This is a genomic window from Variovorax sp. Sphag1AA, from assembly GCF_014192575.1.
Classification (GTDB): Bacteria; Pseudomonadota; Gammaproteobacteria; order Burkholderiales; family Burkholderiaceae_C; genus Variovorax.
Window position 1 is genome coordinate 428,069 of record NZ_JACHYC010000001.1, and the last position, 13,090, is coordinate 441,158.

11 protein-coding genes are annotated in these 13,090 nt (G+C 66.4%); 4 read left to right on the plus strand and 7 right to left on the minus strand.

Annotation, left to right across the window (positions count from 1 at the left end):
* Position 1 precedes the first annotated feature (1 nt).
* From FHW64_RS02155 to FHW64_RS02170, 4 genes are all read right to left on the minus strand, one after another.
* Positions 2–544, minus strand: a complete 543-nt coding sequence (locus FHW64_RS02155) for a hypothetical protein (protein ID WP_184522644.1) — start codon at positions 542–544, stop codon at positions 2–4.
* A complete protein-coding gene (locus FHW64_RS02160; protein ID WP_184522646.1) occupies positions 544–1,236 on the minus strand; it encodes a C39 family peptidase in 693 nt (230 codons plus the stop codon). The genes FHW64_RS02155 and FHW64_RS02160 overlap by 1 nt, the downstream gene beginning before the upstream one ends.
* Before the next feature lie 10 nt (positions 1,237–1,246).
* A complete protein-coding gene (locus tag FHW64_RS02165) occupies positions 1,247–1,618 on the minus strand; it encodes a hypothetical protein (RefSeq protein ID WP_184522648.1) in 372 nt (123 codons plus the stop codon).
* A 97-nt stretch (positions 1,619–1,715) separates the two neighbouring features.
* A complete protein-coding gene (locus FHW64_RS02170) occupies positions 1,716–3,314 on the minus strand; it encodes a hypothetical protein (RefSeq protein WP_184522650.1) in 1,599 nt (532 codons plus the stop codon).
* 581 nt (positions 3,315–3,895) lie between these two features.
* On the opposite strand from FHW64_RS02170, the gene FHW64_RS02175 reads away from it, so the two are divergent.
* Both FHW64_RS02175 and FHW64_RS02180 read left to right on the plus strand, forming a co-directional pair.
* Entirely contained in the window at positions 3,896–5,296 is a 1,401-nt protein-coding gene (locus FHW64_RS02175; RefSeq protein ID WP_184522652.1) for an acetate kinase, read from the plus strand.
* Between the two features lie 16 nt (positions 5,297–5,312).
* Entirely contained in the window at positions 5,313–6,815 is a 1,503-nt protein-coding gene (locus FHW64_RS02180; RefSeq protein WP_184522654.1) for a sigma-54 dependent transcriptional regulator, read from the plus strand.
* A 3-nt stretch (positions 6,816–6,818) separates the two neighbouring features.
* Here FHW64_RS02180 and hpnE read toward each other — a convergent pair whose 3' ends face one another.
* Genes hpnE through hpnC form a run of 3 tightly spaced genes read right to left on the minus strand, consistent with a single transcriptional unit; the run spans position 6,819 to position 9,853 of the window.
* The gene (gene hpnE / locus FHW64_RS02185) at positions 6,819–8,102 is read right to left on the minus strand and encodes a hydroxysqualene dehydroxylase HpnE (protein ID WP_184522656.1); all 1,284 of its coding nucleotides are present in this window, start codon (positions 8,100–8,102) and stop codon (positions 6,819–6,821) included.
* Position 8,103: 1 nt separating this feature from the next.
* Entirely contained in the window at positions 8,104–8,943 is an 840-nt protein-coding gene (gene hpnD / locus FHW64_RS02190; RefSeq protein WP_184522658.1) for a presqualene diphosphate synthase HpnD, read from the minus strand.
* A gap of 13 nt (positions 8,944–8,956) precedes the next feature.
* On the minus strand, positions 8,957–9,853 hold the full coding sequence (gene hpnC, locus FHW64_RS02195) for a squalene synthase HpnC (RefSeq protein WP_184522660.1): 897 nt from the start codon (positions 9,851–9,853) through the stop codon (positions 8,957–8,959).
* 54 nt (positions 9,854–9,907) lie between these two features.
* Here hpnC and FHW64_RS02200 point away from each other — a divergent pair, with 54 nt between their 5' ends.
* Complete coding sequence (locus FHW64_RS02200; protein WP_409350590.1) at positions 9,908–11,818, plus strand: potassium transporter Kup; 1,911 nt, start codon at positions 9,908–9,910, stop codon at positions 11,816–11,818.
* A gap of 106 nt (positions 11,819–11,924) precedes the next feature.
* Positions 11,925–13,088 carry an efflux RND transporter periplasmic adaptor subunit gene (locus FHW64_RS02205; protein WP_184522662.1) on the plus strand — a complete coding sequence of 388 codons (1,164 nt, stop codon included), beginning with the start codon at positions 11,925–11,927 and terminating at the stop codon, positions 13,086–13,088.
* Positions 13,089–13,090 lie beyond the last annotated feature (2 nt).

Sequence of the window (13,090 nt, forward strand, 5' to 3'; positions counted from 1 at the left end):
GTCACCGCGAACCGATGGCCGCGGCAATGCTGTCGTTCATCGTCGAGAGGATGTTGAGGCTCCTGACCATCCCCGCCGAGTTGCTCGACGCGTTGATGATCGTCTGATTGACGATGGTCTGGTTGTTCAGCGAGTTCTGGATCACGGTGCCGTAGTTCGAACCGCCGCCTTGCGCCTGAACGGTGTTGCCGGGCCCGTTCTGGACGAGATTCATGCTCGCGAGCTGCTTGTCGAGCTGCGCTGCCTGCACCGGCGTCAGGTCGGAGATGCGGCCGAAGTCGAGCGTCGTCTGCGTCACGAGGTCGCCGTTGATGTAGACCGCGCGCGTGATGCCGAAGCTCACCATCAGCCCGGTGCCAGCCGGATCGAATCCGCCGCGCATTCCGTCGAGGTCATGGTTGCTCGCCGCGATCCAGACTTCTTCCGTTCGTTGCGGCTGCTCGGATTCCGGGTCGTCCGCTCGCGCTGGCGACAGCACGCTTCCCACCAACAGCGCATAAAGCCCGATGACGAGATGGATAAAGGGGAAGCGGCGGGCGGCCATCAGAAGTCTCCCGGTCCCAGCTTGGGCAGCGTGAGCATGTCCATGCCCTCGCGCGAGATGCCCTGGGCAAGCGGACTATGCGGCGCGACGCGCCAGTCGGCGGCGACGTTGAAGCGTGCGATGTCCATCCGGTTGTGGATCACGAAGAGCAGGCCGTTCTGCCATTTTTCGTCGAACTCCTTGCGCGACATGGCGCGCGTGCCCTGCGCCGGATCGCCGATGAGTACGCGGCCCGGCTGCAGTCCCTTCACCACGACAAAGTGGTGATAGCCGTCGGAATTGATCAGCACGATGGCCGGCACACGCGCCTGCGCGAGCTTTTCGAGCGGTTGCTCGAAGCCGTCGGCCTCGAAGCCCAGCGTCTTCAGGTAGCGCTTCATGTCGAGCAGCGAGAAGCCTTCCTGCTGGATCTTGGCCTGATCGCCGTTCTCGTACATCCAGACGAACACCTGCTGCTCGGTGACCGGGTAGTTGAAGTGGTGCGTGAGCAGCGTGGCGACCGCGGCCGAGCCGCAACTGAAGTCGTACTTCTGGATGAGCGTGCGTGCCTGGCGTTGCTTCTTCAGGCTCGTCACGGGTATGTTGAAGTCGCCCATACCCATGGATGGCATATAGGCCCGCTCCTTTTCTTCCTGGGCGGGCGCTGCAGTGGCCACGGCCAGCAGTGCGAGGGAGAGCAGCATGCCGCGCATGTCTGTCTCCTCAGTTCATCTGCACGTGGACGATCACTGCGTTCTGGATCAGTACGTTCGCGCCAGAATTCTGGATCACGACCGGCAGCCCGCTCATGTTGGCGAACGAGCCCGAACTGATGGTGTTGTCCCCTGTGTCGACATTGCGGGCCGAATTCCCGGTCGTCGTGCCGTTCAGGGTCATGTCGTTGCGGACCACTTCGGCTCCGCCCCGATAGCTTGCCAGCTTGTCCGAATCGACCGGCATGGCGACGAACGCCACGGCCTCATCGGTTTTCGCCGTCGTATCGCTGCCTGGCGGGGCGTTTTGCGCCGCGGCCGCAACAGGCAACAGCATCCCCAGGGCCATGCATGCGGTCCCTAGGAGCGTGGTGGATTTCATGGCGTCTCCCTATGACCTGCCGTGAAAGAGGAGCCGGCGGGCGCCGCACAGCCTGACTGCATCAGGCCGCGCGACACTCACCGGGCTTCGCTATCGATCAGTGAACGGTCAGGTTGGCCTGGACGGTCACAGCCTGCTGAACCAGCGACGACAAGCCGCTGTTCTGGTTCATGATCACCACGCCGGCGGCCGATTGAGCGGCGTTGCCCATCGTGTTGGACATGTTGAACGTGCCGGCGTTGACGGACACCGTGCCGCCTGCGCCACCCGTGCCACCGTTGCCGGTGCCGCCGGTGCCGCCATTGGCCGTCTGGGTTCCGCCGCTGCCCGCGCCGCCTGCGCCGCCCGTGCCGCTGCCACCGCTTCCGCCCGCTCCAGCGGTGTTGTTCCCGTTGCTGTCGCTGCCGGCCGTGTTGCCGGCATTCGTGCTCGAGCCGCCTGCACCGCCGGTGCCTGCGCCAGCCGTACGGGTTCCGCCGGACGTGCTGGTCGCTGCGCCGCCGCCACCGCCTGCACCGCCTGCACCGCCTGCGCCGGTAGCGCCGCTCGCGCCGCCTGCACCAGCCGTGCTGGTTCCGGTGCCCGCGCCGCCTGCGCCGCTCGCGCCGCCTGCGCCTGCCGTGGCCGTTCCGGTGCCAGCGCCGCCTGCGCCACTCGCGCCGCCTGCGCCTGCCGTGGCCGTTCCGGTGCCCGCACCGCCTGCGCCGCTCGCGCCGCCTGCACCTGCCGTGCCGCTGGCACCTCCGGCGCCACCTGTACCGCCCGCACCACCGGCGCCGCCCAATCCGCCGTTGCCGCCATTTCCGCCCGAACCAGCAGCGGTCGAGCCAGAACTGCCGCCACCGCCGCCGCCGCCGCTTCTGCCGCCCAGACCGGCTGACAGGCTGCCGCTGCTTCCGCCACGGCCGCTATCGCCGCCACCGGCACCTGCGAGGCTGCCACTGCTTCCGCCGCGGCCGCTGTCGCCGCCGCCGCCGGCTGCGAGGCTGCCACTGCTTCCGCCACGGCCGCTGTCGCCGCTGGAGCCGCCGCGTCCGCCGTCACCACCACTGGAGGAGGCCCGTCCGCTTTCGCTCGAGCCGTTGGCGCCGCCGCCCGTGCCGCGTCCGCCGTTGCCTGCATCACCGGAGTCGCCATTCGACATCGCGCCGCGGGTGATGGCGCCGTTGGAGGCGCTTCCGCCTGTTGCGCCGACTGCACCGTTGCCCACGGCACCGTTACCACCGGTGCCCGAGCCACTGGCTTCGCCGCCCTTGCCGGTGCCACCGTGTCCGCCCCAACCCGTGCCGCCATTGGCCGAGCCGGAGTTCGCGGCGGTATTGCCGATACCGTAGATCCTGTTGTGCGACACGGAGCCATCGAGCTTGCTGATGGCGGTGACCTTCGTGTTGGAGAACGCATCCGTGAAGTTGTTGTTGCTCGACCCGTTGTTCAGGGCAGCGGAGCGTGCAGCATCGGCGTTGGCTTCACCTGTGTCGTTGTGGCTGTCCGTGCGATTGTTCGAACTGGTGTTCGTGCGCGAATTGTTGCTGCTGTTCGAACGCGAGTTGTTGCTGCTGTCCGTACTCGTGTTCGTGCTGGTGTTCGTGCCAGTCGCCGATGTCTGACGCGAACTCTGGTCGGTGTCGCTCGCAAACACAGCGCCACTGAACCCGAAGGCAAGAGCTATGGCCGAAGCCAAGAGTGTCTTTTTCATGAACCCTCCAGTAAAAAGTTAAACAGGCATGGATTGACGTGCGTTGCCGCAAATCGATGGCCGCAGTGCAACTTCAATGCCAGCAAATTACGGCTTGTTTCCCGAGGACCTTTCTTCATAGGGAGCGAATCGAAGATCACGGATTGGCGACAAAGCAACGGGCCTCGAACAGTGGTTGGGAGAGCATTTTTTAAGTGCTGACTGTCACATCAGCTTGACGGTGAACCCCGCGGGATTCGTGGTTCTTTCACTCGCAACGCCAGTACGCGCATTGACTTGAGCCGCGATGCGTGTGGATTCGCGTTCTGTCTCAGTCGTGGTACACGCGCATCAGTTGCTCCGGAAGCCCTCGCATGTCTGCGCACCGAGGCAACGACATCGTGTTTGACTCGTGAACTGCCGCGTTCGCCGGGCGGATTCGCAACGGAACTGCCACATCCCTGAGACAGCATCCGGGAGACGATCGGGCGCTTACTTTTGTTTGCAACTTCCGGCTTTGCGGAGTTCGAGCATTCCGCTTACCCTGCCCGCAGCACGCTTGGCCCACGCCAGGCGCAAGAAGCAGGAAGAGAGGGACATCGATGGAGACTTACCGCTCATACGGGGCGCTCTTGTTGCTTGCCTGTTCCTCGATGGCATGGTCCGATGCCACGGCTCAGTCGCAAGGATCCGAGGGCTCTTCCACTTCCTCCAGCGCCGCCAAGCCCAAGCCGGCGCCGGCGCGACCCACCACCAGCAATACCAATCCAAACAGGCGCGTCGAGGCCCTCCAGAAGCAGGTGACTGAGCAGGGGCAGCAGATCGAGGCGCTGCGCCGCCAGGCCACCGAGCAGGAAACGCGCTACCGCGAGCTGCAGGATCGCCTGTCCTCGCAGGAAGCAAAGAGCGCGGCCCCCGCGAGACCGGTCCCGATGCCCGCGCCGGGCTCGAAGATCGCCGAGGTGCCTGCCGGTGGCGCGGCCGATGCCTCCGACACCTCGACGCGCGCCGTGCGCGTGGGTGTGGCGCCGAGCGACGAAGTGCAGGCGCCGCCGGTGGCCCAGCTCTTCGACGAGCCCAGCATCCTGACGCCACAGGGCCACTTCGTCCTGGAGCCTTCGCTGCAATATGGCTATTCGTCGAACAATCGCGTCGCGCTCGTCGGCTACACGGTGATCCCGGCGATCCTGATCGGCCTCATCGACGTGCGCGAGTTCAAGCGCAACACCTTCATCGGCGCGCTGACGGGCCGTTGGGGCGCGACGAACCGGATGGAACTGGAACTGAAGCTGCCTTACGTCGCGCGCTCGGATTCGACCATCAGCCGCGAGATCTTCACCGGCTCCGCGAACGACAACGTATTCAATACGCACGGCAACGGCATGGGCGACATCGAAGCAGCGATCCGCTACCAGATCGCCGACGGCCGCGACAACAACAAGCCCTATGTGGTTGGCGGGCTGCGCTTCAAGGCGCGCAACGGCACGGACCCGTTCGAAGTGCCGGTCGATTGCGTGACGCGATGCATCGGCAACACGACCGGGACCGGTCTGCCGCTGGAGCTGCCGACGGGCTCGGGCTTCTATTCGCTGCAGCCGAGCCTGACCTTCCTGTTGCCGTCCGATCCCGCCGTGTTCTTCGGCGGCATCAGCTACACCTACAACTTCCAGCGCAACGACGTCAGCCGCACGGTGCTGAACGGGGAGAAGGAGTTTCTCGGCGACGTGAAGGCCGGCGATGTGTGGGGTATCAATTTCGGCATGGGCCTGGCGCTCAATGAGCGCTCGTCGTTCAGCCTGGGCATGGAGCTGTATTCCGTTGCGCCGACGAAGCAGAATGGCCAGACAGTGATCGGCTCGGTGCGCACGCAGCTTGCATCGTTGCTGCTGGGTTATTCGTATCGCTACAGCGCCAAATCCGTGATGAACGTCAGCGTGGGCGCCGGACTGACGCGCGACACACCCGACCTCCAACTGACAGTCAGGTTCCCGATGTCCTTCTGAGTGGGGGCGTATCGGCATGCAGCCGGGAAGCATTCTTTGCGTGACGCTGGGCGGTAATGCGACCCAGGTCCTCGAACCTCTGATCGCCAGAGGCTGGGACGTGACGCAGGCGAGCGACCTCGTCGCCGCGGGCCGCATCCAGGCGCATCGCCATTTCAAGGTGGGTGTGCTGATCGTGGGCGCATCGCTCAACGTGCCCGAAGCTGCCGTCGAAGCCTGCGTCAATGCCTCGCCGGGTTCCGAATGGGTCACCCTCTGCGAGACCGAGGCGCTGGAGCACACGGGCTTTCGCGAACTGGTGCTGGGTTGCTTCTTCGACCATCAGGTGATGCCCATCGACCTCGGCGAGCTCGAAATGACGCTGCAGCGCGCGGACCAGCGTGCGCTCCTGAGATTGCGTCATGACGCGGCGCATCGCCATGCAGTCGATGCGCTCGGCATGGTGGGGCAGGGGCCTGCGATCACGCGGCTGCGCCAGCAGATCCGCAAAGTCGCAGCCACCGACGCGCCGGTGCTGATCGGCGGCGAAAGCGGCAGCGGCAAGGAGCTCGCGGCACGGGCGATCCATCAGTGCTCGCAGCGATCGGCTGGGCCGTTCGTCGCGGTGAACTGCGGCGCGATCTCGCCGAACCTGATCCAGTCCGAGCTCTTCGGGCATGAACGCGGCGCGTTTACCGGTGCGTCGTCGGAACGGCGCGGTCTCATCGAGGCGGCCAACGGCGGCACCATCTTTCTCGACGAGATCGGCGACCTGCCGGTGGAGCTGCAGACCAACCTGTTGCGCTTCCTGCAGGAAAAGACCATCAGCCGCGTGGGCGCGGTCCGCAACCTGCATGTCGATGTGCGCGTGGTCGCGGCATCGCATGTGGATCTGGCGGAAGCGGTGGCGGTGGGGCAGTTCCGCGACGACCTTTTCTATCGCCTGAACGTCCTGTCCATCGAAGTCGCGCCCTTGCGGCGGCGCATGGAGGACGTGCCGATCCTTGCCGAGTATTTCTTCCAGCGCTGCGCCGCGAAGAGCAGGGCGAGGGTCAAGGGCTTCAGCCGGCAGGCGGTCGCGGCGATGCTCGCGCACGCGTGGCCGGGCAATGTGCGCGAGCTCTTCAACCGTGTGCAACGCGCGGTGGTGATGACGGACCGGCGCCTGATCGGTCCGAATGATCTGGGCCTCGCGCCGGCGGACAACCCGGTCGGCATGGGACTCGACGCCGCGCGAACGGTGGCAGAGCGCGACGCGATCGTGCTGACCCTGACGCGGGTCGGTCGCAACATCACGCACGCGGCGCGCGAACTCGGCGTGTCGCGCATGACCCTCTATCGCTTGATGGACAAGCACAGCATCGCGCTGGATTCTGAGGTGCGGCCGCATGTGACCCAGCCTTGGCCGACACCGCAGCCGACGCTGCGCACCGCGCCTGCCGCGTCGGTGAACAATCCGCTGGAGACGATGCTGGGCACGCCGGCGCCCGGTTTCCATGCCGATTGGACCGGCGTGGGCAAGCCGTCCGGACGCGCCTGAAGCTCAGAGCGCCGCAGCAGCGGCGATCGCGCTGCGCACCGCGCCTTCGATCGTGCCCGGGTAGGCGCCGTCGATGTAGTCGCCGCACGCCGTGAGTTGCGGCGCCACCTGTATCGGCGGTCGGACGAGACCCGGCGTGCAGGCGAAGGTCGCGCGCCGCTCTATCACAGTGAGCACGGGCTGGAGCCCGTCCAGTCCGAGCTGTTCGCGGGCCTGAGCCATCACCTGGCGCTGCAGCAGTTCGCGATCGTCCCCGCTCGCGCTGATGACGAAGGCGAACAGACCGCGAGGGCCGCCGAGCTGTCCGCGGTCGAACGCGAATTGCGCTGGCGCTTCGGACGTGCTGCGCAATGCGAGAAAGGGCGCCGGAAGCGCGGCATCACCGTGCAGGTACACGGTGGTGATGGCTTCGTGCGCCAGCGCGTCAGCGGTCGCGGACCATGTCGGCGCGATGTCGGCCGAGATCCGGGCGGCCTCCCAGGGCGAGCACGCCAGCACTACGCGGTCGAAGGTCTCGCCATCGACGCGCCAACCTTGCCCGGCCGGCTCGACCGAGCGCACGCGGCGGCCGAGTTCCGTGCGGGCGCCTCGGTCGCGCAGCCAGCGATCCGCGGCATCCGGAAACAGCGCACCGAGATCGAAGCGAGGCAGCAGAAGCTGAGATCCGCCCGGCGTGCGGAACAGCGCCTCGTCGAGCACGCGAAGAAAGACCTTGCCGCTGGCTTGCGCTGCCGGGGTGTTGAGGGCCGAAACGCACAGCGGCTCGGTGAGTTCCGCACGCACGCGCGGCGTGAGCGAAACGCAGAGATCGGCGACCGTCATATGGTCTGCGCACACAAAGCCTTGTCGCTGCCAGAGGGTCGATGTCTTCAGCAGCGACAACTTGTCTTGCCAAGACCATCCGCGCGCACCGAGCACGCCCGCCAGTACGTCGAGCGGCGCGATGCGACGCGTCGCACGGTCGAGCCATGGCGGAAGGAGCGGCAGCGAGAGGCCGGTGCCGTCCGCAAAGCGCAGGTTCAGGGGAACGCGCTGCAAGGCCTCGTGCGGATCGACGCCGACGCGCGCCATCATGTCCAGCGATGCCGTGTAGGCGCCGATCAGGATGTGCTGGCCGTTGTCGAGCAGGACTTCATTGCCATCGGGCAATGTGGCGGCAACGGCGCGCGCGCGACCACCCCAGTTGCGCGCGGCCTCGAACACGCTGACGGCATGACCGGCGCGAACGGCTTCGACCGCGCAAGCCATGCCGGCCCACCCGCCGCCGATGATCCCGACGCGCTGCAAGCTAGAGCTTTCCGAGTGCCTGCACGCGCCACGCAAGCCACAGCTTGCGGACCGGCGTGAGGCTCACGCGCTGGTTGAGCACCTGGAAGTTGTCGCGTTCGATTTCCGAGAGCAGCGTGCGGTAGATGCTTGCCATCATCAGTCCGGGCTTCTGCGCGCGCCGGTCAGCTGTCGGGAGCAGGCCGAGCGCCTCGTCGTAGGCCGCCTGTGCGCGTGCCGCCTGAAACTTCATGAGCGCGACGAAGCGATCGGAATGCACGCGATTGAGGATCTCGTGCGCCTTGACGTCGAATTGCTGGAGCTCGTTCACCGGCAGGTAGATGCGGCCGCGCAATGCGTCTTCGCCGACGTCGCGGATGATGTTGGTCAATTGCAGCGCCAGGCCGAGCTTGTGCGCATAGGCGGTGGTCTGCGGGTCGGTCTGCCCGAAGATGCGCGCCGCGCCTTCGCCGACCACGCCGGCGACCAGGTGGCAATAGCGGCGCAATGCCGGGAAGTCGAGATAACGGGTCTGTTCCAGGTCCATCTGGCAACCCTGGATCACCTCCTGGAGTTGCCGCTCCTCAATGCCGTATGCGGCGGTGTGCGGCATCAGCGCCTGCATGACCGGGTGATGCGGCTGGCCTGCGAAGGCCTGCGACACCTCGGCACGCCACCAAGCGAGCTTGGTCGCGGCGACACCGGGATCGCTGACTTCGTCGACGACATCGTCGACCTCCCGGCAAAACGCATAGAACGCGGTGATCGCCGCGCGGCGCAGCTTTGGCAAAAACAGGAACGCGTAATAAAAACTGCTGCCCGATGCAGCGGCCTTGTCCTGGACGTACTGCTCGGGTGTCATCGTGCTGGCCTCTTCATGCGGGCGATTGTCTCCGCATACGCAGCGCCCGCCACGCGAGCACCGGCGCATCGGCTTTGCCGACCGTCGGCCGGGCGGCGAAGGTGTCGCAACCGAGCGCCTCGATCTTGTCGAGGATCCGGCGGCCGCCCTGAACCACGAAGCGTAGTTCCCACCCGGCGCGACCGGGCAGCGCGTGGACCAGTGGCGCGCCTTCGTTCATCAGTTCGCGGGACCATTTGACGAGGCTGGCAACCAGCGCGATCGCCTTCGCGGGCGCGGGCGTCGCACCGAGGGGGCGGAAAGTCTCGAAGCTCGATGCGGTCAATCCGTGTTCCGCGCAATCGTCGCGAGGCAGGTAGTAGCGGCCACGCGGCAGATCGACGCTCAGGTCCTGCCAGAAGTTGATGAGCTGCAGTGCGCTGCAGATCGCGTCGCTTTGGCGGAGCGCGCGTTCGTCATTCACGCCATACAGATGGAGCAGCAGGCGACCGACCGGGTTGGCGGAACGGCGGCAGTAGTCGAGCAGCTCGACCCGGTTCGCGTAACCGGCGCGGTCGCGGGTCTTCTCGATGTCCTGCATGAAGGCGGAAAGAAGATCGGCGAGCAGTTGTTCAGGCAGCGCGAACGCCTGCATGGCATGCGCGAGCGGACCGAAGACCTGAGGCCAGCGCGGCGAAGGCGCCATGCCGCGCGCCACCGCTGCGAGGTCCGTGCGAAAGGCGCGAAGCTCGTCGAGGCGCTGCGCGGGACCGGCATCGCCTTCGTCGGCGATGTCGTCCGCCGTGCGTGCGAATACGTAGATGGCGGCGATCGGCGGCCTCAGTCGCGGCGGGCAGAGCCAGGAGGCGACGGGGAAGTTCTCGTAGTGGGTCGGCGGCGCGGCGACGACCGGAGGGGCGCTGGTTGACACGCGGCGGATTGTGCTGCACGACGGGTACGATCCGGCACCGAGGGTTCAAACATCATGAAAACAACGCTGCCGCACCTGGATTCCGGGGATTCCACAGCCCATCCCAAAGGTCCGGCGTTGATGATTGCCGCGCTGGGCGTTGTATTTGGCGACATCGGGACCTCGCCGCTGTACGCGTTCAAGGAAACGCTGAACCCCGAACACGGTATTCCGTTCACGCCGGAAGCAGTGCTCGGCCTGCTGTCGCTCGTGTTCTGGGGCCTGATCGTCGTGGTCACGCTGAAGTACGTGGTGTTCGTCCTGCGCGCCGACCACGACGGCGAGGGCGGCATCCTCGCGCTCCAGGCGTTGGCGCGAAAGGCGGTGACGGAGTCGAAAACCGCGCCCTGGGTGCTACCGCTGATTGCAGCGCTGGGCTTGGTGGGCGCGGCGATGTTCTACGGCGACAGCCTGATTACGCCGGCCATTTCGGTCCTTTCGGCGGTCGAGGGTCTCGAAGTCGAGGCGCCGGGGCTGCAGCCCTTCGTGGTTCCCATTTCGATCGCAATCCTCATCGGTCTGTTCGCGGTCCAGCGTCGGGGAACGGGTGCCGTGGGCAGGATCTTCGGACCGGTGATGCTCCTGTGGTTCATCGTGCTCGCCGTCGCGGGCCTGCAGCAGGTGCTGCTCCAGCCGCAGGTTCTCGCGGCGCTCGACCCGCGCCATGCGGTAGGTTTCCTCTTCGAGCATCGCGCGCAATCGCTGGCGGTGCTGGGTGCGGTGTTCCTGGCCTTCACGGGCGGGGAGGCGCTCTACGCGGACATGGGGCATTTCGGCGCGCGGCCGATCCGCCTCGCATGGCTCTTCATCGCCCTCCCGGCACTGGTGCTGAACTATTTTGGTCAGGGCGCGCTGGTGCTCGGCAATCCGGCCGCGATCGACAACCCGTTCTTCCGGCTCTTTCCGCCGTGGGCAGTGCTGGCGATGGTGGTTCTCGCGGCAATGGCAACGGTCATCGCATCGCAGGCGGTGATCTCCGGCGCTTTCTCCATCACGGCCCAGGCGATGCGCATGGGCTATTTGCCGCGCATGCGCATCGTGCAGACCTCGGGCGCCGCCATCGGCCAGATCTACGTTCCCGGCGTCAATTGGCTGTTGATGGTGGGTGTGGTGCTGCTGGTGCTCGGATTCCGCAGTTCGAGTGCGTTGTCAGCGGCCTACGGCATCGCGGTGTCGATCACGATGGTCACGACCACGCTGCTGGCCGGGATCATCGCCTACAAGCTGTGGCACTGGAACCGCGTGGCCGTGCTGATCGGCGCGGTGCTCTTCGCGTTCGTCGACATGACCTTCGTCGTTGCCAACAGCCTCAAGATCGCGGATGGCGGCTGGCTGACGCTCGCGGTGGCGGTGATCGTGATGGCGATCTTCACGACGTGGGCGACCGGCCGGCGCCTGGGCCTGCAGGCAGCCGAGGCGGAGCGGTTGCCGCTGGTGCCCTTCGTCGAATCGCTTGCAGCCGACATGCCGCACCGGATCAAGGGGACCGCGGTGTTCCTCAACCCCGATGCCGAAACCGTGCCGCATGCGCTGCTGCTCAATCTCAAGCACAACCAGGTGCTGCATTCGCAGGTCATCGTGCTCAGGGTGCAGGCGTGCGACACGCCTCGCGTGGACGCGCGAATGCGCATCGAGGCCGAGCAGCTCGGCCATGGGATCTGGGTCGTGACTGCGCGGCACGGCTTCATGGAGCGGCCCAACGTGCCCGAGTTCATCCGCATCCTGGCCTACCAGAAGGGGCTGGCTTGCGATTCGATGACCACGTCCTACTTCGTGTCGCGCGCATCGGTGGGGGACGACAGGCTGCCTCAGATGAATCCCTTGCGTCGCGCGCTGTTCGGCTGGTTGCAGCGCAACGCCGGGCGCGCCTCGGACTACTTCCAGCTACCCGACAACCGCCTGGTGGAAATGGGCCAGCGAACCTGAAGCGCCCCCGGGGCGGCCGCTGTTTTCGTTGACAGCCCTCAGCGTTTACCCTAGATTACTAACCGGCCGGTCATTAGTGACCCCACTGGTTTATCAAGGGTGATACATGACCGCCTCATCACATCTCCGCGTCCCGCTCTGCATTGGCGTACTGGCCGCTGCCTTCCTTCTTGCGGGTTGCTCGCGACCTCCAGCTGCTGAAGAGCCTGTCCGTGCCGTCAAGGTGATCGCGGTCGGCGTCAGCGGCTATGACACCGAGCCCGAGTTCTCCGGCGAAGTTCGGGCACGGGTCGAGTCGCGGCTTGGCTTCCGTGTCGCGGGCAAGATCACGAAGCGGCAAGCCGAACTCGGCCAGCATGTGCAGGCCGGGCAGGTGCTGGCCCAACTCGATGCGCAGGATTACCGGCTCGCAGCCGAGGGTGCACGCGCACAGCACGCCGCCGCGCTGACCAACCGCGATCTCGCTGCTGCCGACCTCAAGCGCTACCGCGAGTTGCGTCAGCAGAACTTCATCAGCGGCGCCGACCTGGAGCGTCGCGAGACCACTTTCAAGGCCGCGCAGGCCCAGCTCGAACAGGCACAGGCCCAATTGACGACGCAGGGCAACCAGGCCAACTACACCACGCTCGTGGCCGACGTGCCGGGCATCATCACCGCGATCGAGGCCGAGCCCGGGCAGGTGGTCACGGCCGGCGCGCCGGTCGTGCGTGTCGCGCAGGACGGCGCGCGAGACGTCGTGTTTGCGGTGCCCGAGGACAAGGCGGGCCGGATCAAGGCCGGTTCACCCGTCACGGTCCGCGGATGGTCCAACGGCAGTGAGTTCGAAGGACAGGTGCGCGAGGTGGCGGCCAGCGCCGATGCGATCACGCGGACCTACACCGTCAAGGTGACTGTCGATCCCGCGACCGCCCCGGCGCTCGGTGCCACTGTCTATGCACGCCCGAAGGCGCTGTCGAGCAGCGGCGCGCCGGTATTGAAGGTGCCGACCAGTGCACTTCGGCAGGAGGGCAAGGGGACTGCCGTCTGGGTGCTCGACAAGTCCACGATGACCGTGCGCTCGCAGACGGTCGACGTGATGACCGCCGACGGCAACGATGCGGTGATCGCTCGCGGGCTGGAGCCCGGCATGCTGGTGGTTGCGGCGGGCGTGCATGTGCTCCAGCCGGGCCAGAAAGTGACGATCTACCAGGACCGCTCGGCCGCGCCAGCCGCCACGGAATCGGCCGCGACCGCAGTGGGCACGCCCATCGCTCCGGTCGCTACGCGTTGAGG

Excerpts from the sequence above, each read along its gene's own strand:
- FHW64_RS02155 (WP_184522644.1), bottom strand. The coding sequence starts at position 544 with ATGGCCGCCCGCCGCTTCCCCTTTATCCATCTCGTCATCGGGCTTTAT.
- FHW64_RS02160 (WP_184522646.1), bottom strand. The coding sequence starts at position 1,236 with ATGCGCGGCATGCTGCTCTCCCTCGCACTGCTGGCCGTGGCCACTGCA.
- FHW64_RS02165 (WP_184522648.1), bottom strand. The coding sequence starts at position 1,618 with ATGAAATCCACCACGCTCCTAGGGACCGCATGCATGGCCCTGGGGATG.
- FHW64_RS02170 (WP_184522650.1), bottom strand. The coding sequence starts at position 3,314 with ATGAAAAAGACACTCTTGGCTTCGGCCATAGCTCTTGCCTTCGGGTTC.
- FHW64_RS02175 (WP_184522652.1), top strand. The coding sequence starts at position 3,896 with ATGGAGACTTACCGCTCATACGGGGCGCTCTTGTTGCTTGCCTGTTCC.
- FHW64_RS02180 (WP_184522654.1), top strand. The coding sequence starts at position 5,313 with ATGCAGCCGGGAAGCATTCTTTGCGTGACGCTGGGCGGTAATGCGACC.
- hpnD (WP_184522658.1), bottom strand. The coding sequence starts at position 8,943 with ATGACACCCGAGCAGTACGTCCAGGACAAGGCCGCTGCATCGGGCAGC.
- FHW64_RS02200 (WP_409350590.1), top strand. The coding sequence starts at position 9,908 with ATGAAAACAACGCTGCCGCACCTGGATTCCGGGGATTCCACAGCCCAT.
- FHW64_RS02205 (WP_184522662.1), top strand. The coding sequence starts at position 11,925 with ATGACCGCCTCATCACATCTCCGCGTCCCGCTCTGCATTGGCGTACTG.